Source organism: Kitasatospora sp. CB02891 (genome assembly GCF_002803145.1).
Taxonomy (GTDB): domain Bacteria; phylum Actinomycetota; class Actinomycetes; order Streptomycetales; family Streptomycetaceae; genus Kitasatospora; species Kitasatospora griseola.
In genome coordinates, this window is sequence record NZ_NNBO01000027.1 from 1 (window position 1) to 20,023 (window position 20,023).

General features: G+C 73.7%; 16 protein-coding genes and 1 pseudogene. 11 read left to right on the forward strand and 6 right to left on the reverse strand.

The features are described from left to right. Together CG736_RS35155 and CG736_RS36750 are read left to right on the forward strand one after the other, a co-directional pair. On the forward strand, positions 1 to 223 hold a 223-nt coding region (locus tag CG736_RS35155; RefSeq protein ID WP_232734383.1), incomplete at its 5' end, for an ATP-binding protein. A gap of 1,723 nt (positions 224 to 1,946) precedes the next feature. Next, on the forward strand, positions 1,947 to 2,270 hold the full coding sequence (locus tag CG736_RS36750; RefSeq protein WP_157815858.1) for a hypothetical protein: 324 nt from the start codon (positions 1,947 to 1,949) through the stop codon (positions 2,268 to 2,270). A 570-nt stretch (positions 2,271 to 2,840) separates the two neighbouring features. Here the strand turns inward: CG736_RS36750 and CG736_RS35170 are convergent. Continuing rightward, a complete protein-coding gene (locus CG736_RS35170; RefSeq protein WP_100590165.1) occupies positions 2,841 to 3,233 on the reverse strand; it encodes a hypothetical protein in 393 nt (130 codons plus the stop codon). A 1,823-nt stretch (positions 3,234 to 5,056) separates the two neighbouring features. Here CG736_RS35170 and CG736_RS38255 point away from each other — a divergent pair. Together CG736_RS38255 and CG736_RS35180 are read left to right on the forward strand one after the other, a co-directional pair. Then, complete coding sequence (locus tag CG736_RS38255) at positions 5,057 to 5,644, forward strand: transposase (protein ID WP_232734384.1); 588 nt, start codon at positions 5,057 to 5,059, stop codon at positions 5,642 to 5,644. A 44-nt stretch (positions 5,645 to 5,688) separates the two neighbouring features. Further along, on the forward strand, positions 5,689 to 6,498 hold the full coding sequence (locus CG736_RS35180) for a hypothetical protein (protein WP_100590166.1): 810 nt from the start codon (positions 5,689 to 5,691) through the stop codon (positions 6,496 to 6,498). 447 nt (positions 6,499 to 6,945) lie between these two features. On the opposite strand, the gene CG736_RS35185 is transcribed toward CG736_RS35180, so the two are convergent. From CG736_RS35185 to CG736_RS35195, 3 genes are all read right to left on the reverse strand, one after another. Then, entirely contained in the window at positions 6,946 to 7,152 is a 207-nt protein-coding gene (locus CG736_RS35185) for a hypothetical protein (RefSeq protein WP_100590167.1), read from the reverse strand. A 29-nt stretch (positions 7,153 to 7,181) separates the two neighbouring features. Continuing rightward, positions 7,182 to 7,826, reverse strand: a complete 645-nt coding sequence (locus tag CG736_RS35190; RefSeq protein WP_100590168.1) for a PASTA domain-containing protein — start codon at positions 7,824 to 7,826, stop codon at positions 7,182 to 7,184. A gap of 440 nt (positions 7,827 to 8,266) precedes the next feature. After that, entirely contained in the window at positions 8,267 to 8,692 is a 426-nt protein-coding gene (locus tag CG736_RS35195) for a low temperature requirement protein A (protein ID WP_198520710.1), read from the reverse strand. Between the two features lie 294 nt (positions 8,693 to 8,986). Here CG736_RS35195 and gndA point away from each other — a divergent pair, with 294 nt between their 5' ends. The 5 genes and pseudogenes from gndA to CG736_RS35220 all read left to right on the forward strand — a co-directional run bounded on the left by gndA (position 8,987) and on the right by CG736_RS35220 (position 14,674). Further along, positions 8,987 to 10,438 carry an NADP-dependent phosphogluconate dehydrogenase gene (gene gndA / locus CG736_RS35200; RefSeq protein ID WP_100590170.1) on the forward strand — a complete coding sequence of 484 codons (1,452 nt, stop codon included), beginning with the start codon at positions 8,987 to 8,989 and terminating at the stop codon, positions 10,436 to 10,438. A 138-nt stretch (positions 10,439 to 10,576) separates the two neighbouring features. Further along, a pseudogene (locus CG736_RS37260) lies at positions 10,577 to 11,221 on the forward strand (SDR family NAD(P)-dependent oxidoreductase); the annotation flags it as partial. 1,009 nt (positions 11,222 to 12,230) lie between these two features. Continuing rightward, positions 12,231 to 12,524 (forward strand): hypothetical protein, encoded by a 294-nt coding sequence (locus tag CG736_RS35210; RefSeq protein WP_100590172.1) that lies wholly within the window; start codon positions 12,231 to 12,233, stop codon positions 12,522 to 12,524. A gap of 414 nt (positions 12,525 to 12,938) precedes the next feature. Continuing rightward, positions 12,939 to 13,610, forward strand: a complete 672-nt coding sequence (locus tag CG736_RS35215) for an RNA polymerase sigma factor (RefSeq protein ID WP_100590173.1) — start codon at positions 12,939 to 12,941, stop codon at positions 13,608 to 13,610. Further along, positions 13,607 to 14,674 (forward strand): CU044_5270 family protein, encoded by a 1,068-nt coding sequence (locus CG736_RS35220; RefSeq protein WP_100590174.1) that lies wholly within the window; start codon positions 13,607 to 13,609, stop codon positions 14,672 to 14,674. The genes CG736_RS35215 and CG736_RS35220 overlap by 4 nt, the downstream gene beginning before the upstream one ends. A gap of 848 nt (positions 14,675 to 15,522) precedes the next feature. Here CG736_RS35220 and CG736_RS35225 read toward each other — a convergent pair. Next, a complete protein-coding gene (locus tag CG736_RS35225) occupies positions 15,523 to 16,473 on the reverse strand; it encodes a LysR family transcriptional regulator (RefSeq protein WP_100590175.1) in 951 nt (316 codons plus the stop codon). 99 nt (positions 16,474 to 16,572) lie between these two features. On the opposite strand from CG736_RS35225, the gene pcaD reads away from it, so the two are divergent. After that, complete coding sequence (pcaD, locus tag CG736_RS35230) at positions 16,573 to 17,379, forward strand: 3-oxoadipate enol-lactonase (RefSeq protein ID WP_100590176.1); 807 nt, start codon at positions 16,573 to 16,575, stop codon at positions 17,377 to 17,379. 481 nt (positions 17,380 to 17,860) lie between these two features. Here pcaD and CG736_RS35235 read toward each other — a convergent pair whose 3' ends face one another. Beyond that, positions 17,861 to 18,259 (reverse strand): VOC family protein, encoded by a 399-nt coding sequence (locus tag CG736_RS35235; protein ID WP_100590177.1) that lies wholly within the window; start codon positions 18,257 to 18,259, stop codon positions 17,861 to 17,863. A gap of 92 nt (positions 18,260 to 18,351) precedes the next feature. On the opposite strand from CG736_RS35235, the gene CG736_RS35240 reads away from it, so the two are divergent. Next, a complete protein-coding gene (locus CG736_RS35240) occupies positions 18,352 to 19,377 on the forward strand; it encodes a YafY family protein (protein ID WP_100590178.1) in 1,026 nt (341 codons plus the stop codon). Positions 19,378 to 20,023: the final 646 nt, after the last annotated feature.

Consider the following 20,023-nt stretch of genomic DNA (forward strand, 5'->3'; position numbering starts at 1 on the left):
GGACGACGGCCCGGGCATCCCCGCCGCCGACCGGGAACGGGTCTTCGAACGGTTCGTCCGCCTGGACCACGCCCGCGACCGACACACCGGCGGCGCGGGCCTCGGCCTGGCCCTGGTGCGCACCATCGCCCACAGCCTCGGCGGCACGGCCACCGCCGAGCCGCCCGGCCGCCTGCCCGGCGCGCGGCTGGTGGTCCGGCTGCCGACCGCGAACGACTCCTGACCGCGAACGGCCCCCGACCGCACGGAAGCCGACCGGGCCGCCGCCCGAACGACCACACCCGCACACCCCACCCGGGACCTCGACCGGCCCCGCTCGCCTTCACCCCGGCTGCGCCCGCCTCCACTCGGGTCCTGCTCGCCTTCACCCCGGCTGCGCCCGCGTTCACCTCGGTCCCGCCCGCCTCACCCCGGCTGTGCCTGCTCCGGCAGCCCCGGTCCCCGCTGCCTCTGCCGCCGGTGGAGGTGCCGCCGTCGGCGACCGTCGAGTGCCCCGCAACTCCGGCGTCGGCGGTCTTGAGCACTGCGGACGCTCACGGGACATGACGCCGCCGCGGTACGCCGCCATCGGCGTGCGGCAGAAGCGGTCCGCCTCCTACCGCCGGTCGTCGGACTCCCCGGGCCCGGTGCTGCCGGTGGACGGGAAGGCCGAGCCATGGACGACGACCGTTGGGCCGGCCGGTCGGAGCGGTGGACCGGTGCGGGCTGCGACGTGCGGGCGGCCGCGGGCGCGATCCTGCGGGAGGTCACGGACGGGTTCAGGTACGACGACGTCCCCTGGCAGGGGTTCGGGCACTCCCGCGGCCCGGGCGAGGACATCCCCGACACCCGGCTCCGGCAACGCCGAACCTGCCGACAGGGCCTTGCGGCAGCTCTGGACGAATCCTCATCACCAGGGCGGCACGATCGCGGTGGGGCGCTGGCGGTGCCGTTCCTGCTCCGGATCGCGACGGCCGGGCACCCCGAACTCCGTGCCCGGACCCTTCGCCCGGTCGCCGAGATCGGCCGGTGCCGGCACACGGGGGACGGATCGCGGGAAGGCCCTCCCCCGGCTCGCCGAGGAGCCGCCGGTGGTCGAGGGCAGCACGATGTGCCCGGCGACCGGACGATCCAGGCCGCCCGCCGGGCCGTCACGGACGACCCGCACCTCCTGCTCCCGCTCCTCACCGACCCGGACCCCGAGGTCCGCTCCGTGACCGCCTGCGTCCTGGCGGCGGCGACCGGCGCGCTCTCACGCGCCTCCTCGGCCCTGCAGCCCAGGCCGACAGCGGAAGGCGACGCGACGGTTCGGACGAGCCCGGCCCTGGCGGTCGCCCGACTCGTTCGCGAACACCAGGACGACCACGCCCCCGGGTGGGCCCGGGACCTCCGGCCGAACCCCGGTCGGATCCCGGACGGCCGCCCGAGGTCCGCATCGGCGCCGGCTCGGCCTGGCCGTGACCGGCCCCGCCCGGCGGTGCCCGGTCGCAGACCCCGCACCCGACGAGCTCCGCGCCCTCCTCACCGAACCCGGCACCCGCCGGTGCGACGACCTGTTCCGGCCGGTGCCCCGGCTCGCCCGGACCGACCCCGCCGGTTTCGGGCTGCGCGGCTGCATCGACGACATGCTCGCGGCGAACACCCCCGCAAGGACGCTCGACGGCCCCTGGGACGCAGGACCGTCACGGCAAGAGCCTGCGGACAGCCGGCAGCCGCTCGACCCGGCCCGCGCCCGGCTGCGCCTCGGCCGAGGGCGCCGACCGCGAGCGCCGCCGTGGCCACGTGGTCCACGGCCGGAGGCCTCCCGCGCGGGGAACGTGTCCCGGGAGCGGCCCCGCCGGGTCCGCAAGCTGTCCGGAACCGGCCCGTGCACTTCCCGCTCCTTCGTAGCCACACCGGTCCGGGCGCTCGTAGCGTTTGCGTCGGACAGCGGGGCGGCTCGCCCCGCGCAACGGGAGGGGAACTCGATGCCTCTGCTCACACGGGGGACCACCACCGGCATCACGGGCCTTCGCGCCCTCGCCATCGGGGCGACCGCGATCGCCGCGAGCCTCGCACTGTCCGCAGGACCGGCTTCCGCCCACGTCGGCAACTCCCCGACGTACAGCTGGGACAGCTACAAGTGGAGCGCGAACGTGCTGGTCGACTACGGCCAGTCCCGGGCGGTGACGCAGTGCTCCAACAACAGGATCTACTACGGCGGCTGGGTCGGACAGGGGTACTGGGCCTTCGGCTGGAACTGCGCCGACTACGGCGCCACCCTCGTCGACTTCTGGATCGAGAACCGCTGACGCGAGGGCCCCCTCGACGGCCGCAACCCCTGGCACGCGGACCGAACACCGAACACCGGAGCCCGGCCCGGAACGCGGCGGCGGCCGCGAGCGACAAGACGCGGACGCCACCGCGTTCCACGACGTCCCGCCGCCCGGCCGCGCCAGCAGCCCGGCCCGGCCTGGCATCTCCTCCGTCACCGCGCTCCCGGAGGAGCAGGGCCCCACCCGCGACTGCCGACGGGCGACATCAAACGGCGGCCGGTGTGCCGACCCGCCTTCACCCGGTGCTGGGGGTGAAGGCCACCGGGCCGGCCAACGGTCCCGGGGTTCCGGCGCGGGCCGCGGTCGGGAACCCGTGCAGGTGGGCGTGCGCCCGACCGCCCGAAGGGGTCCTCTGATCAGGTGCCCGCGGTGAGCGCCTTTCGCATCATTCGCACTGCCGTATGTGCATCACTGCCCCGGGCAGGTCGCAGCCATGAGCCGGACGATCGATTCCGAGGGATGCCCGCGGAGGGTGTGGGGCGGGCGACGGCCGAAGCCACCGCGAGACAGGCTGCCGACCCCGGTCGTCGAGGCGGCAGCGATCGGTCAGGCACCGGGGTCGACTTCGGGGCACGTGAACCGCACGGGCCTGCCCAGCGACCGGGCGTAGGCGATCTCGGCCCGGGTGCTGTCTCCGATGTAGTCGCCGACCACGAGCACCTCGTCAGCGAGCCGGATCTTCGCCCGGTGCAGATCGTCGAGCCGGGCCTTCAACGCCTCGGCCCCGACAGGATCGGACCGGAGTCCTCCGTGCGGCGACTTCATGTCGCAGCCCGGTTTGACGACAATCCTCCCGGCCACGGTCTCCCGCAGATCGGCCTCGGCCATCTCGGCCATGAAGCGGGTGGAGCCGCAGATCACGACGACACGCGGGAGGCCCAACAGCTTCTTCGCGTCGGCGAGCCTCTCCTCGGGGGTGAGCGGTCGCGGGTACGACACCGGTTCCTCCTGATGGTGCGGTCCAAGGGATGCGTGCGCTGCGTCCGGCCGAGCGGCAGGAACCGGGCGCCGGCGCTTCGGCGGTGGCCCGCGGTGGGCGCGGGGGAGATGGGGATCGGGGAAGCGGGGCCGCGCGGGAGCCGACCGGCCGCCGGACCATTCTCCCCGTCCCGGCGCGGCCGCCCGATCACGTCCCGGACCGGCAGGCTCGGACATCGCCCCCCGACCGATCGGGGCGCTGCCGGCCGGCGACGACGCCCCGGTCCGGCCGACCGGTCAACGCCGCACGGCATCACGCAGCTCCACCAGGGTGCGGGCCGCCACGATCTCCTGGACACGCCGCCACATCGTTCACGGAGGCGCCCGGCAACGGGGAGGACCGGGTCGTCGAGGCGCCGTGCACCCGGTACGCCCGGCAGGGCCAGGCCCAGGACGGCCCGGCGTACCTCGACGCCCTGAAGGAACGCCACGGAGGGCAGGAGGGACGGGAGACCTACGCCCCGAGGCTCCCGCCCACGGCCGCCCGAAGCCGCCCGCGGCCGGACCGACGAACCGGCCGAACCGGCCCAGGCCCGTCCCGAGGGCGGTGCCTCCCACGCAGTCCGCGCCGCCTGCGACCCGCTCGCCGCAGCCGGCCGCACCGAGGAGCCCCTCGCAGCCCTCGGACCGCATCCGGCCCACCGCCACGCACGCGCCGAGCACCTCATCGAACCCGGCCGCGTCCAGGAAGCCCCGGCCGCTCTCCGACCGGGCAGTCCGCAACAGGTCCGGGGCGTCCGGTTGCGTGGGCGAGACCGAGACCTGGCTCTGGTCCACTTCCTGTGGTCGCGTACGTAGCGTGACCGTTGATCGTCGTGCGACGGCGTTGAAGGTCGTCTGAAAATCGCCCCGACTGAGTTTGGGTGCGTCGACAGTGCTGCCTCGTGAACGAGGTACTGCCGCAGCTGGATGAGCTGCTGTTCTGGTCCGTGGAGAACGTATTGGCGGAGTCGGGTGAGGTAGCTGACACGGTTGTCCGGGTGGTGGCCCGGACAACGGCCAGGCAGGCGGCCTGTCCGGGCTGCGGGTGCTGGTCCGGGTGAATACACGGCTCTTACCTGCGCTTTCCTCGCGACCTGCCGACAGCAGGCAAGATCGTCGTGGTGTCGTTACGGGTGCGCCGGTTCGTCTGTGGCGAGGACTTCTGCTCACGCAAGACGTTTGCCGAGCAGGTGGTTGGCCTCACCCGTCGGTTCGGTCGGCGGACGGAGCGGCTTCGATCGACGCTGGTCTCGGTCGGTCTCGCGCTCGCAGGACGAGCCGGCGCCCGAATGGCAGATGTCTTCGGTGTCCCGGTCAGCCGGAACGCCTTGCTGAGGCTGATCACCTCGCTGCCTGATCCGCCCACCGCTGCGCCCCGCGTGGTCGGCGTGGACGAATACGCTCAGCGCAAGGGCCGGATCTACGGAATGGTGCCGTGCCCTCTTCTACGCCGAAGGCGCCACCCGCGGCGCCCCGCAAGCTCTCCAGGTCGCCGACAGATGGCACCTCTGGCACAACCTCGGCGAAGCGGCCGAGAAGTGCGTCCACCGGGACCGCGCCTGCCTGCGACCGGCACCAGCGCCACTGGAGGAACTACAGCCAGCGCCGGAGTCACCCGCGTCGTCGCCGTGGCCGACAGGGCACCGATTCGCTGAGCGGACCCGTGCCAAGCACGCCACCGTCCATGCGCTCCTGGCCGCGGGCCACAGCAAGCGGTCCATCGCCCGGCAGCTCGGCATGGGCCTCAACACCGCCCTCCGCTTCTCCCGCGCCACCGAGCCGGAGCAGTTGTTCACCGGCCAGTGGCAAAGCCGCCCCACCAAGCTCGATGCCTTCAAACGCCCTACCTCGACCAGCGATGGCATGAAGGCTGCACCAACGCCTGGAAACTGTGGGAGGAGATCAAGGCACAGGGCTATCCGGACGGCTACGGAAACGTTCGCGCCTACGCCAGCCGGAACCTGCGGGGCAAAGCCCAGCCGGTCGGCCCGCGGCCGCCATCCGCCCGCGCCGTCACTCGCTGGATCCTTACACACCCTGACGCCCTGGCCGAGAGCGACCACCTCCAGCTCAAGGCCGTACTTGCCAACTGCCCCGAACTGGACGCACTCGCCGAGCACGTGCGCTCCTTCGCCCACATGCTCACCCAGCTGCAAGGCCACCAACTATCGGCATGGATCGAAGCCGCGACCACCGCCGAGCTGCCCAGCCTCCAGCGATTCGCCCGGCATCTGGAACGTGACCTCGACGCCGTCACCGCCGGACTCACACAGCCCTGGAACTCCGGAGTCGTCGAAGGCCACGTCAACCGAATCAAGATGCTCAAGCGCCAGATGTTTGGACGCGCAGGCTTCGAACTACTCCGCAAGCGCGTCCTGCTCTACACGTGACACCCGGGCACGACTCTGGCCCGTCAACGCAATAGCCTCAGCCTGTGACCCGCAGCCGCAGACAGACCGAGCAACCTCACCCCGCCGAGCTCCCTCCTTGTCAGACACCGCTGGACAGCACAAACTGGGCGTCGCTCGCCACAGCCTGCGGCACGGGTGAATCCCTGCCGGCGGCGCTGACACTCCTGACCAGCTCAGACCCGGTCATCAGGGAGTCCGCTCTCCAGGATGCGCTCGGACCCGTAACTCACCAGAACAGCATCTACGAGGCCACCGTGCCCGTGGCGCTCTTCGTCGCGGCGATCCTCAACCAACCGCCCATCACGGCAGGCAACTACAGCCACGACGCCGCCACCACACCCCCGTCCCGTCCGACCCTCGTGAAGCTCCTCGACTGGCTCGGCGACACCGCCTACGACGCCGACGACGAGTGCGTTGCCATTGGCGAACGTCTCTACGGTGAGAGATATCTCGATGAGTACGCGGAGATGCGTGCGTTTAGGGATGCACGGCTGGCGATCTTCTCCGCTGTTCAAGCCCTCCTTGGTCATGACAACGCCGAAGTTCGCCACGCCGCTCTGATCGCTGCCATTCCCCTCATAGAGCACCCCCTCCTGACCCAGCACCAGGCCGACCTGGCCGGCCACGCACGACGTCTACTGGCTACCAGCGCTGACCGGCACCACCGCGACCGTGTCCTGGACGCGCTGAAGGCGTGGGGTCACGACACCAGCCGGTTGGAGAACCCGTCCGACATCGCAGCCCGCGAGCACTATGCCCGCCTCAGGGCTGCACGCGCTTCCTGGGACGGCAACTGGACAGGCGGCGGCTACAGCGAAGACCCGCCGTTCTGACTCAAGGTCCAAAACGCTCCCACTCATCCACTGCTCACCCTGCGTGGCCGCGCCACAAGAAGTGGACCAGAACCCGAGACCTGACAGCACTTGTCGGCGAGTTCCGACAGCGGTTGCCGACCGGTTCGACGGGAAATGCCGCCGAGAAGCAGCCGTCGCCGCTGCGGCACTCATCAAACCTCCACCACGGTCTGCACGGGGAATCTTCGCCTCGGGCTCGAACACCGGGCGGAGATGAGTGTCCAGTGGTAGGCCGCTGCAATCCGGGACAAGGCAGGCACTTCCGGGTCGGAGGGCATCGGCATCGACGGCGCCGACCTGGAAGCCGCGGGCCCGTGAGCCGCTGCAACGATTGCGCCCCGCCGCGCTTCTCACGGCGGGGCACACCCGTGATCGGAAGAGCAAACCCTCGGCCGACACCGACACCGGCACCACCCGATGCCGGACCTACCCCGCCGCCGACGTCGGCACCACTGTCACCTCGGTCCCCGAAGCACCCGCAGCCGGCTCGGGCGCGATGTGCACCATTGCGTCCGCGACGGCGACACGCACGTTGTTCAGATCCTTCAGCGACGAGGACGCGTTGTTCGAGTCCGGCACGATGGCTGCGGTGAGACACAGGTCGGTGACGACGTGCCGGGCGAGGTCACTCACCGACAGGGCCTTCAGATCCGATGGGAGGCCTACGGGCAGGCCTCGCCGAACTTGACGACCTTCAACATCACCGGCTGCCCGTTCAACGCCGCATCGGCCGCCGGGTCCTGTACGCACACCTGCCAGTTCGACTCCACCACCATCCGGGACTGCAGCGCGTCCTTCGACGACAGCGAGACGTTCCTCGGCAGCATGTCCCGCACCGCAGCCACCGACTTTCCCTTCACGTCCGGCATCGACGACCCTGCCTGCGGCGTCGCTGTGCCCTGGTCCGCCGACGGGCACTGCTCGTCGAGTTTCACCGCCGCCATGTCGACGGTCGTACCCGTCGGCAGTTGCTCGGCCGCCGGGTTCTGCCCGCACACCTTCCAGTCGCGGTCGAGGATCTGGGAGCGCGAACGGCCGAGGGCGTCGTGGGACTTGAGTGCGTAGAACCCGGCGGATTGGGCCTTGTCCTGGGCGGCTTGCAGGCCCATGCCGACGAAGTTCGGCAACTCGGCGGTCTTCGCGCCGGGCGCGGATGTCGGCGCGCCGGTCTGTGCCGCGGGCGGGGGCATCGCGGTGGGCGGGACCGAGGAGCTTCCTGCAGTGGTGGTGGGTGTGGGGTTGCAGGCGGCCAGGGCGGCGGCCGCGAGGAGCACCGCTGCGGTGGTGGTTCGGCGCACGTTCAACATCCCTCGGAGGGTGGCTGGTTGTCCGCTGGACCGTAGCGATGGCGGGGGAGCAGTGTGGGCCGTGTGTCCGGACCGTGATCGATCGGTTGGTTCGGCATACGGCGGGGACGTCGACCGGGGCGGCGGAGATCGTTCCGCCGAGGGTCAGGACGGTCCTGCCCAGTCGGAGGATGACGAGCAGTCGGATCCGCTCCACCGTGTGCTCGGCGTCGAGGACGGGTTTCCGGGAGTCGAGGACGTTCCCCGGCAGCGGGTGGGTGAGCCGCACGCCGAGCAGGTCGACGGTCGCGGCGGCGGCCCACCAGGCCGGCCTGGTGGGTCGGGGGCGAAGCCGGCGCCGACGAGCCGCAGCGGGACGGGGACGGCGGCCCGCGCGGTCACCCGGCGGTAGTGGCGACGCAGGACGGCCGTCGGTGCGGTCGCGGCGGCCGTGATGTCGGTCAGGAGCAGGACGGCGGCCGGCGGGACGGCGAAGGCCCAGGGCCGGTCGGCGAACGCGTGGGGGATCTGGGCGTCGGTGTACAGCCCGGGCCCGTCACCGTCAGTACCAGCCATCGTGTTCGGGGGAGTCCCACGTCCGGGAACGCGGCGTCGAAGCTGGTGAGGGCCCGGCAGTTGAGCACGGCCGCGAGCGTCACGGCCGTCTCGGCCGCCCCGCGCCAGGAGAGCTTCGCGAGCAGGTGCTCGGCGAGTCGGCCGACGGCGAAGACGAAGACGGAGACGAGGTCGAAGAAGAGCTCCGGCGGGGAGACGCTGCGGCGCAGGACGGCGAACGGCTCGCGGGGCGTGCCGTCCCGCGCTCCCGGGACGCGGGGGCGGCTCGGCCCGGCTTCACGGTCCGACGGCATCAGGTGGGGTGCAATCACGGTCCTCGCTGTGCGTGGCCCCCGCCGGGAGCTGCTGCGGCGGGGCCGCCGCTGGCGTGAACCCGCTCGCACCGCAACCGCACCCCACCCCGCCGCACCGCACCGCTGCACCGCACCGTCCGCGCTCCGGCGCGGAGTCGTCCGGGCGGGCCAGTTCCCCGCGCGCGCCCGCCCCGGGTGGCACACCCTGGTTCCGGCCGTCCGGAACGCTCGCAGGGCGCCCCGGACGCGTGCGGCGGGACCGCGGGACCGTTGGGTCCGGGCGCCGCAATCCCGAGAGAGGAAGCAGCCGTCATGGAGGCATCCGCACAGATCGGCGTGACGGGGCTGGCGGTGATGGGCCGCAACCTGGCCCGGAACCTCGCCCGCAACGGCTACACGGTCGCGGTGCACAACCGCACCCCGGCGCGGACGAAGGCGCTGGTCGAGGAGTTCGGCCACGAGGGCGCGTTCGTCCCGGCCGGGACGCCGCAGGAGTGCGTGGCGGCGCTGGAGCGGCCCCGCAGGCTGCTGGTGATGGTGAAGGCCGGCGCGGCCACCGACGAGGTGATCGAGGAGTTCGCCGCGCTGTTGGAGCCCGGCGACATGATCGTCGACGGCGGCAACGCCCACTTCGCCGACACCCGCCGCCGCGAGCGGGCCCTGCGCGAGCGCGGCATCCACTTCGTCGGCAGCGGCGTCTCCGGCGGGGAGGAGGGCGCGCTGAACGGGCCGTCGATCATGCCGGGCGGCTCCGCCGAGTCCTACCGGGTCCTCGGGCCGATGCTGGAGAGGATCAGCGCCCACGTCGACGGCGAGCCGTGTTGCACCCACATCGGCACCGACGGCGCCGGCCACTTCGTGAAGATGGTGCACAACGGCATCGAGTACGCCGACATGCAGCTCATCTCCGAGGCCTACCACCTGCTGCGGGAGGTCGGCGGCCACAGTCCGGCCGAGATCGCCGGGATCTTCCGGCGCTGGAACGGGGGCCGCCTGGAGTCCTACCTGATCGGGGTCACCGCCGAGGTGCTCGCCCACACCGACGCCGCCACCGGCAGGCCCTTCGTCGACGTCGTCCGGGACGCCGCCGAGCAGAAGGGCACCGGACGCTGGACCGTGCAGAGCGCCCTCGACCTCGGCTCCCCGGTCACCGCCATCGCCCAGGCGACCTTCGCCCGGGTCGCCTCCGCCCGGACCGAACTGCGCGACGCCTACCGGCCGCTCGCCGCGCGGAGCGCGGACGTGGTGCCGCACGAGCTCGGACACGGCGTCCTCGACATCGAGAAGGCCCTCTATGCGTCCAAGGTCATCGCCTACGACCAGGGCTGGACCATGATCCGCGACGCGGCGGCCGAGTACGGCTGGGACATCGACCTGGGGGCGGTGGCGAAGATCTGGCGCGGCGGCTGCATCATCCGTGCCGCGTTCCTCGACCGCATCCGCGCCGCCCACGCCGCCGAGCCCGGCCTGGTCAGCCTGCTCGCCGAGGAGCGGTTCGCCGCCGAGATCGCCGACGCCCTGCCGTCCTGGCGCTCGGTCGTCGCCACCGCCACCCTCCGCGGCGTCCCGGTGCCCGCGTTCTCCGCCGCGCTCGCCCACTGCGACACCCTGCGCAGCGAGCGCCTGCCCGCCGCGCTGATCCAGGGCCAGCGCGACTTCTTCGGCGCCCACACCTACCACCGCACCGACCGCGACGGCGCCTTCCACACGCGCTGGGCGGAGCCGGGCCGGCCCGAGGTCCGCACCGACACCGGGGCCGCGTAGCCGGACACCGCGGCCGGCCGGGACGAGGCCGGCCGGAAGCGGCTTGCCGCCGGCGGGCCGTCACCACCCGCCGAGGGGAGGCTCCCTGGGCTGCGGATCGACCTCACCGGACGGACCGCGCCGGTCACCGGATCGACGGTGGGAATCGGCGCGGCGGCGGCCCGGGCCCTGGCCGACGCCGGGGCCGACGTCGTGGTCAACGGCCGCAGCCCGGACCGCGTCGCCGAGGCGGCGGAGCGGATCGGCGGACGCGGCGTCGCCGCCGACGCCGGCACGGCCGCGGGGACCGCCGAGCTGATCCGGCAGCTGCCCGGCGCCGACATCCTGGTCAACAGCACCGGCATCTTCGCGACCGTGCCCGTCTTCGACATCACCGACGAGGACCGGCCGCGCTCCTACGAGGTCAACCTGCTCTTTGGGGTGCGCCTGGCCCGGCACCGCGCGCCCCGGACGGTCGCCCGCGGGCGGGGCCGGGTGGTCTTCGTCAGCAGCGAGGCCGGGGTCCGGACCCTGCCCGACATGGTCCGGTACGGCACGACCAGGACCGCGCAGCCGGCCGTCTTCCGGGGCACGGCCCAGGAGGTCGCCGGCAGCGGCGTCACGGTGAACCGCGTGCTGCCGGGGCCGACGACGAGCGACGGCGTGCCGGCCATGTCCGCGGAGCCCTACCCCGGCGTCGACCCCGCCGAGCAGGATCAGCGCCACCGGGCCGAGAGCCGCGGGGCCGCGTCGCTGCTGCGGCGCCTGATCCGCCCCCGCGAGGCCGCCGGCATGATCACGTACGTCGCCTCCGAGCAGGCCTCGGCGACCACCGGGAGGGCGCTCGGCGTCGACGGCGGCCTCCTGCCGACGATCCTGCCCCGACCGGCGGCGCCCGTCGGCCGATATTCGCGGCGCCTGCCATGGACGCCACCGAGCAGCAGGTCGTCGACCTGTTCACCGGCATCTACGCCGACGGCCTCGACGCCCTGCACGCCACCCTCGCCGGCTGACAGCCACTTCGGCACTCAGGCGCACGGCCCGGACACCCACGTGCCCGGGCCCGCCCCTTGCGGTCGGCGCGGTAGGGGGTCGCGTGGTGCGAGGCCGGTGCGGAGGCGGCGCGAACGAGGCGCTGGCGGTGTCGGCCGGGACCTCCGCCACCGTCTCGGGCCCGACCGGGCGGACGCCGAGGCTCTCCCGGCTGGCCCAACCCCGTCGAGAACCTCCCCCCCGGTCCACGGGCGCCCGGCCCGAGCGGAGCGCCGCCCGCCCGGCGACGTCGCGAGCCAGGACGCGGGTCAGGGCGGCGCCGCGACCGACGCGGCGCAGCCGCCCGTCCGGAACCCAGCCGTCCGTTCGGATCCCAGCGGCCCGGCAGCACCGCGCCCGGCGCCGTCGGAGTGCCGGCGACTGCCTCGGCGATGACGCGCGCCTTGCACCTGCGCCACGCCCGCCGACCCGGCAAGCACCGCTCGTCCGAGCGTTTGAAGCGGAGGCCCTCTTCGGGTTCGGGGCCGGCCGCGGTCCACCCGCGCCACTCCCTGTCTGGAGCGGCCTCCGCCGGACCCGGGCGAACGGTGAAAAGTGGCCCCGCCCCTCGAACGGGCGGGCGGCGGTTCGGTTTGCCGTCGTCGGCCTTTTCTCGTTGGCTGTGCCGGTGCCTCGACCATCTGGGGGCCTGCGGGTCGAGCGTCTGGCGGAGCTGCTTCCTGCCGTTCCGGTGGGGTCGGTTGGGGTCGTCGCAGACGCACTCCCGTCTTCTGTGCCGGTTCCGGTGTGAACCCTGTGGGCGGTCGGGGACAATGTCTGGGTGAGGACCTGGAGAGACGGCCTCGCGCGGGTACCCTTCGCCTACCGGGCGCTCCCGCAGGGCGGTGAGTGGACGACTCGGGAGGGGGCGGCCTTCTGTCTGGGGATCGGGGAGTTCGACCTCAATCTGCTGATGGCCAGCACCCACTGGGTCGACGTGGTCCGCACCGCCGACGGGGAGGTGGCCGTCACCCGCGTCGGCGTGGAAGCGGAGAAGCTGAAGCTCTGGCGCGCCACTGCTCCCTGCAGGCGTAAAGTCCTGCGCCTGCTCAAGGACACCGCTCTTTCGTTCTGACGCCCCTCTCGCGACCGACACACGTCTGCGGGGGGCGGACGGGTGACCGAACTCGCCTGCCGCACGGCCAGGACCTCCTGACGGAGGTCACCGGCCGCCTGTCCCCGACAGACGGCCCTGGCCGTACGTCAGGCAGTTCTGACTGTGCGTCAGGCAGTTCTGGCCGTGCGCCAGGAAGTCCTGACTGTGTGTCAGGCGGCCCCGACCAGTGGCGGAGGAACCGTTCCTCGGTTGCCGCGCCGGCCGGTCGCGAGGCCGGTCCGCCGGCATCCGAGTCGGACCTCGCCGGCCCTGTCGGCGAGTGCCCCCCGCAGTGGCGCAGTGGCGCAGTGGCGCAGTGGCGGCCTGCGGGATCCGGGCCCTCGGGTCGAGCCCCGCATCCACCCTCACCGGTTTCGACCGGTGGCCTGGGTCATGGGAACCGGTGTTCCTGTTCGGACAAGGCAGGGCGTGAACCATCCACACTCCCGGCTGCGTGCCGGGGACCCCGAAGCGTTCCGCGATCTGTTCCGGGACCATTCCTTCCTGGTGTACCGCCACGCCGTGCGCGTGACCGGGAACTGGGCCCTGGCCGAGGACGTCGTCTCGCTGGCCTTCCTGGAGGCCTGGCGCCTGCGCGGGAAGCTCCGCGACGAGGGCGACAGCCCGCGCCCCTGGCTGATGGGCATCGCCGTGAACGTGCTGCGCAACACGACCCGCGCCGCCTGCCGCCACAGCGCGGCCATGTCCCGCCTGCCCGCCGCCGACGCGGTCCCCGACTTCGCGGACGAACTCGTCGGCCGCATGGCCGACTCCGAGGAACTCGCGGCCGCCCGCAAGGCCCTGGCGCGCCTGCGGCGCCCGGAACGCGAGGTCTTCGCGTTGTGCGTCTGGTCCGGGCTCGGCTGCGCCGAAGCGGCGGCCACCCTCGGCGTGCCCGTCGGCACCGTGCGCTCGCGCCTGTGCCGCGCACGCAACCGGCTGCGCAGACTCGCGGACGAGGAACTGCGCGCCGCGAAGAAGAACACGGAACCCCACCCGCCCCCCGGACAAACACAGGGCAGTCGCGACACCGCGGCCCGGCCGTACAAGGAGACGCACCGATGATCCGCAACCCGCGGCGGCGCACCGAACCGCTCGACCACGCGGAACTGGCCTGCCTCCTGCCCGCGCCGGCCGACCCCCGTCTGGCGGCGGACCGCCGGCGCCTGCTCGAGGAGCACCTGATGAACGAGATCCACCGGTCCGACCCCGCGCCCGCCCCCGCCCCCGCGCCCGCCCCGGTACGGCGCCCGGTGCGCCGTGCCGCCCTGATCGCGGCGCCGGTCGCCGCGGCCGTGGCCCTCGCCGTGGTCGTCTCGCTGGGCGCCTCGCCCGACACCGCGACGGTGGCGGCCCCGCGGCTGGTCAAGGCGCCCGTCGTGCAGATCGAGGAGGGGAGCGCCGTCAAGGTCACCTCGACGGTGCGCGAGCTCGCCGCCGCCGCGACGGCGAACGCCGCGCCCCGGCCCGGACCGGGCCAGTACATCTACATCAAGAGCCGGGTCTCCTTCATGGCCTCCAGCTTCAACGGGGACACGGGGGAGTCCGCCACCTGGGTCCAGCCGCTGCACGACCGCGAGGTGTGGAGGTCCCCCGACGGCGCCAAGGGCTGGCTGGACGAGCCGGGCTACCAGGCCAAGGGCGGCATCGCGCTGGGCAGCGGCGATCCCCTGAAGCAGCAGACCTGCACGTGGCTCGCGGCCCAGCCCGCCGACCCCGACGCGCTGCTGAAGTTCGCCTACTCGACGGCGGGCGGCGCCCGGGACCGTGACCAGCAGGCGTTCAACGAGATCGGCTCCATCATCCGCGAGCAGCTCGTGCCCTCCGGCCTCGCCGGCGCTCTCTACGAGGCGGCCGGAAAGATCCCGGGTGTCGTGGTGGTCGAGCACGCGCAGGACGCCTCCGACCGCGACGGGATCGCGCTGGCGCGCCTGGACCCGCAGACCGGCGAGCGGTCGGAGTGGATCTTCGACCGGGAGAGCCACCAGTACCTCGGCAGCCGGGGCGTGCAGATCCGGGAGGTCAACGGCGTCAAGCCCGGCACCGTCGTGGAACGCACGGCCATCGTCACCCGCGCGGTCGTCGACGCCAACAAGCAGCACCCCGGGGCCGGCCGGGCCAAGGCCTGACCCCTCTCGCGCCGGCCGGGGCCGCAGCCCCGGCCGGTGCCGGTCGGCGATCCGGTGCGGCCAAGGCCGGCAGGCACGGCGGTCCATCCCCGCCAGCGGGGCGGGCGCCCGGTCGGCCGTACGCACGTCGTGGGACGGCCCTGACCTCGCCTTCGGGCGGGCCGCCGCGCCGGCCCATGACGGCGCCGCACACCGCCGGCCCCGTCGGCGCCGGGCCGGTGGACGGGCTGTCGGTCTCGGGTCTTCGTGCCCGGGGCCGTCGGGTGCAGGGACGGGCGAGCGGATTCGGGGGGTATCGCCCGGCGAGCCGGGAACGCCGCGATGACGTCGGAACGCGGCGGGGACCCCGGATGGCGAAGAACGCCACCGGCCATGGCCCACCGCCGGTCGCGGAGGTCCACGGCCGACGCACCTCCACCGACCGGCAGACGCGGCACGCGGACCCGCCGCCCAGGGTGGCCGCCAACGGACCCGCCGTCCGGGGTGGCCGCCAGCGGACCCGCTGCCCGGGGGCTGCCGCAAGCGGATCCGCCGTCCGGGGTGGCCGCCAGCGGACCCGCCGTCCGGGGCTGCCGCCAGCGGACCCGCCGTCCGGGGTGGTCGCCGGTCCTGCTGCGGGAGTCCCGGTCGGGGGAGGCGGCGGCTCCTGCCGTCACCACCCGGGTCGGACCCGCTGCCCGGGGTGGCCGCCGGTCGCCGGTCCTGCCGGGGGAGTCCCGGTCGGGGGAGGCGGCGGCTCCTGCCGTCATCACCCGGGTCGGACCTGCCGTGTCGCGGGTGCTGTGTCGCAGGTGTCGATGGGCCTCGGTCCCGGTGGTGCGACATCGGTGGCCGTCGGCGGCGCGGGTTCAACCCGGGGGACGTGCCGGCGTCGCCTTCGTTCTGGGCATGCGGCCCAGTGCCGGCCGCAGTACCGGTGCGTGGCGGGCCAGGAAGTCCCACAGCTGATCGGCGACGGGGCCGTGCGGCCGGTCGCGCAGGCGCGCTGCCGAGAGTTCTTCGACCACGCCGGGGAAGTGCCGTCCGGCGATGGAGAGCAGGCGTCCGTCGCGCAACTCCGGCTCGATCATGAATCGCGGCAGGTGCCCCCATGCCATGCCGTGCAGGATCAGCTCCTTCTTCATGAGGTGGTCCGGCACGGAGCACCGGGGCGCGCCCTCGACCAGGAAGTGGCCCTGCTCGGACGGGTGCCGCGCCGAATCCCGGACGATGCACTGGGTGAGGGCCTGCATCCGCTGCGGCGTGATGTCGGTGTCCGGGGGGAAGGGCAGGAAACCGGGCGCCGCCACGGGGACCAGCGCGACGCGGCCGAGGTCGACCCACTCCATCCGCACGTCGCTCTTGGGAACGCGGTGCACGATGAGATCGGCCTCGTTCTCCAGCAGCCGTTCCCAGGGGCCGGTCACCGTTTCGAACTGCAGGTGCAGTCGCGTCTGCGGGTGCTGCGCGAAGAAGCGGCCGAGCAGCGCCAGTACCGGCGGCAGCGGGCAGAGGTCCCCGAGCACCACGCGCAGCTCGGCCTCCTCGCCCATCGCCAACTGCGCGGCGTAGAGGCGGAGTTCCTCGCCCTCGTGCAACAGGAGGCGCACCTTGCGGTGAAAGGCCTGCCCCGTCCCGGTGAGTCGCACCCGGTAGCCCGAGCGATCCAGCAGGGTCAGGCCCAACTGGCGCTCCAGCTTGCCCACCGCCGCGAAGACCGACGGATGCGAGCGGTGCAGCCGCTCGGCGGCGGCCTGGAAGCCGCCCTCGCTCACGACGGCGTCGAAGCACTGCAACTCATGGAGCGTGAAGTCCGGCATTGTCCAGGCAACCTACAGTCCTCTGTCGATCTTTGTCATGGAACTCCGCGGGTGGCGTTCCTAGGCTGGGCACACAGCCGCTGGACCATTGGAGCCGACATGACCTCCCAGGCCCGTACCGCCGTCACCACCGGCGACGGAGTCCGCCTCGCCCACCGCTTCGACGGCGACGAGAGCAAGCCGGTGCTGCTGCTCTCGAACTCCATCGGAACCGACCTCCACATGTGGGACGGCCAGGTGCCGGCCCTCACCGAGCACTTCCGGGTGCTGCGCTACGACGCACGCGGCCACGGCGCCTCGGACGTCCCGAGCGGCCCGTACTCACTGGACCGGCTGGGGCGCGACGCGGTGGAACTGCTGGACGCACTGGGCCTGCAGCGGGTGCACGTGCTGGGCCTGTCCCTCGGCGGAATCGTGGCGCAGTGGCTGGCGATCCACGTTCCGGAGCGCGTCGACCGCCTCGTGCTCTCCAACACCGCCGCGCACCTCGGCCCGGCGAGCCGGTGGGACCGTCCCATCGCCGAACTGCTGGAGGCCCCCGACATGCGGGCCACCGCGGAGACGTTCCTCCGCAACTGGTTCCCGGCCGCCATGCTGGAAGAGGGCAACGAGACCGTCGAGGGCTTCCGCCGCACACTGCTCGCCACGCGGCGCGAGGGCGTGGCCGGGAGCTGGGCCGCGGTACGCGACTTTGACCTGCGCCGCACGGCTGCGCTCATCGCCAGTCCGACACTGGTCATCGCGGGCGAGCACGACACCGTCACCTCCGCCGCCCACGGGGAAGAGGTCGCCGCCATCGTCCCGGGCGCGCAGTTCACCGTCCTGCCCACGGTGCACCTGGCGAACGTCGAACGGCCGGCGGAGTTCCTGGACGCCGTGGTGGCCTTCCTCCGCGAACGGCCCTGACGACCCCTGCAACGCCGCCTCCGGCCGGCGCCGCCGGCGACGGCCCCCGTGCAGATGCAGGTCCGCCCGCACGGGGACGCCGCCGCACCGGTCGGGCCGCCGACGGCGGCGGGGGTGGAACCGCCGCGGAGTGGGCCCCGCCCCGGCAGGCAGATCCGCCCGGACCGGCCCGGCGCGCACCATCGACCGGCCCCGACCTGACTCGCGGCCCGCCGATGCGATCGCCGCGACGAAGCCCGGCGCGCCCCTCGCCACCTCTCCTGGCCGAAGGGGCCGGCGCAGTTGACGCACCGTCCGTCCGGCCCGGCCGTCCTGCCCGGGCCGGGTCGGGGCCCGGCGGCGGTGTTGCCGGACCCGGCGGCCGCGCCCACCGGGAGCCCCCCCGGAGCCCCGGAGCCCCGGAGCCCCGAGGCCTCGGAGCCCCGCGCCCACCGGGAGCCCCGGGGCCTCGGGGGCTCGCGTGTGAGGTCTGCGCGCGGCGTCAGCGCGCGAACTTTTCGACGGCCTCCGGGGTGACGGGGGTGAAGAAGTTGACGAGGTTGCCGTCCGGGTCGCGCAGCAGCAGCGACCGGTTGCCCCAGGGCATCGTGGTGGGCCCGGTGACGAAGTCGGTGACGAAACCGGTCAGGTCCCGGTGGACACGGTCCACGTCGTCGACGAGGAACTCGGTGATCACGCTGTGGTTGTCCGCCGGGCGGGCGGAGCCCGGGGCGAACAGCGCGACGGTGCGGGCGCCGGCGATCGCGAGAGTCGCGCCCGCGGTCGTGAGCTCGGCGAAGTCCTCGGTGGCCCACACGGCCCGCACCCCCGTGGCCCGCTCGTAGAAGTCGACGAGTCGCGCGACGTCGCCGGTGATGACGCGGATCGAGACGAAGTTCATGGAAATCTCCTTGGCCGTGCTGAGGCGTGCACGTCGCAGGCTAGGAGAAATAGTGGACAGAACCGGTCCGGTATCCGCGTTAGGCTGCGGACATGCCCCGACCCGCCGGCCGCGTGCTGACGCTCCTGGAACTGCTGCAGTCGGGCGGCACCCGCACGACGGCCGAACTCGCCGACCGCCTCGGCGTCGAAGGCCGCACCGTACGGCGGTACGTGGACCAGCTGATCGACCTGGACGTGCCCGTGGAATCGGTGCGCGGCCGCTACGGCGGATACCGGCTGGCGCCCGGCTACCGCCTTCCTCCGCTCATGCTCAGCGACGACGAGGCGCTGGCCGTGCTGCTGGGCCTGGCCGCCGGCCGTCGGGCGGGACTCGCCACGGCGGAGCGCACGGCGAGCGAGACGGCGTCGGCGAAGATCCGGCGGGTGCTTCCCCGGCGCACCGCCCACCGCCTCGACATGCTGCTGGAAGCCCTCGCCTTCACGGACCGGCCCGGCGAGCCGGACCACCCGGACGCCGGGATCCTCCTCACCGTCGCCGACGCGGTGCGCCACCGCCGACCCGTCTCCGTCCGCTACACCGACCGCGACGGACGGCACAGCGAACGCACACTGCACCCGTACGGGATCGTCGCCCACGCCGGCCGGTGGTACGTGACGGGCCGGGACGCCCGGATCGGCGAGGACCGGACCCTGCGCCTCGATCGCATCGCGGCCGCGAGGACCCTGCCCGGTTCGTTCGAGGCGCCGGCCGGCCCGGATCCGGCACAGCGCGTGCTGTCGGGATTCGCCACGGCCGCGTACCGGCACGAGGTGACCCTGCGGATCCACGGCACAGCCGAGCAGATCCGCGCGCACCTCCCCGCCGGCGTCGCGAGCCTGGAGGACCACGAGCCCGCGGCCGGCCAGGACCCGGCTGCCGAGCGCTGGCTGCGCGTCGGGATCCGGGCGCAGCGACTCGACTGGGTGGCGCGGACACTGGCCCTGCTCGACCGGCCGTTCGTCATCGAGCGCCCCGACGAACTGCGCGACCTCGTCACCGCACTCGCCGACCGCCTCGCGTCCCGCGCCCGCCAACCCGACCACGCGCCCGCCGCGCAGCACCACGCAGCCCACTGAAGCAGCCGGCCGGGCCGACAGCCGGCCCGGGCTTCCCGGCGGCCTCCGGGTCCGCGGCGCTCGCCGATCCCGCGGCCGGGCCCGTGCCGGCCGGCGCCATGCCCCCGCAGCCGCCACGATCACGACGACGACGCGTCCGGCCGCCGCACCCGCCACCACCACCGGCCAGTGGCGGCCCACCTGGCCGCCAAGGCCGGGCCACCCGGACCCGCCCGCGCTCACCGCGGTCCACGACGCACACGACGACCACGCCTCCATGCCGGCGGCCCCGCCCGCCCGCACCCCGGCGCCGGGCCGCATCACCGCCCGCCCCGCCCCCGCGGCCACCGCCCCCGCCCGCGACCCCCTGCGCCGGACCGCATCACCGCCCGCCCCACCCCCGCGGCCACCGCCCCCGCCCGCGACCTCCTGCGCGGGTCGAACAAGCACCTGCTCCCGGGAAACGAGGTGACCGCCCACTGCGCCGGTCGACCCGGCGTGTTGCCGCTGCCCTGCACATCGGACACGCCGTCGTCGCCCGCGCCCACCGCACCGACCGCCGCCACTTCGAGCACCTCTTCGCCTGCGGGAACCCACCGGGATCCACCCGGCCCTGCCGTGCCCGGCCCCCTCCCGCCCGCTCCAAGAGTGGACGGGTCTACTATGT

Excerpts from the sequence above, each read along its gene's own strand:
- CG736_RS36750 (WP_157815858.1), top strand. The coding sequence starts at position 1,947 with ATGCCTCTGCTCACACGGGGGACCACCACCGGCATCACGGGCCTTCGC.
- CG736_RS35190 (WP_100590168.1), bottom strand. The coding sequence starts at position 7,826 with ATGTTGAACGTGCGCCGAACCACCACCGCAGCGGTGCTCCTCGCGGCC.
- gndA (WP_100590170.1), top strand. The coding sequence starts at position 8,987 with ATGGAGGCATCCGCACAGATCGGCGTGACGGGGCTGGCGGTGATGGGC.
- CG736_RS35215 (WP_100590173.1), top strand. The coding sequence starts at position 12,939 with ATGGGAACCGGTGTTCCTGTTCGGACAAGGCAGGGCGTGAACCATCCA.
- CG736_RS35220 (WP_100590174.1), top strand. The coding sequence starts at position 13,607 with ATGATCCGCAACCCGCGGCGGCGCACCGAACCGCTCGACCACGCGGAA.
- CG736_RS35225 (WP_100590175.1), bottom strand. The coding sequence starts at position 16,473 with ATGCCGGACTTCACGCTCCATGAGTTGCAGTGCTTCGACGCCGTCGTG.
- pcaD (WP_100590176.1), top strand. The coding sequence starts at position 16,573 with ATGACCTCCCAGGCCCGTACCGCCGTCACCACCGGCGACGGAGTCCGC.
- CG736_RS35235 (WP_100590177.1), bottom strand. The coding sequence starts at position 18,259 with ATGAACTTCGTCTCGATCCGCGTCATCACCGGCGACGTCGCGCGACTC.
- CG736_RS35240 (WP_100590178.1), top strand. The coding sequence starts at position 18,352 with ATGCCCCGACCCGCCGGCCGCGTGCTGACGCTCCTGGAACTGCTGCAG.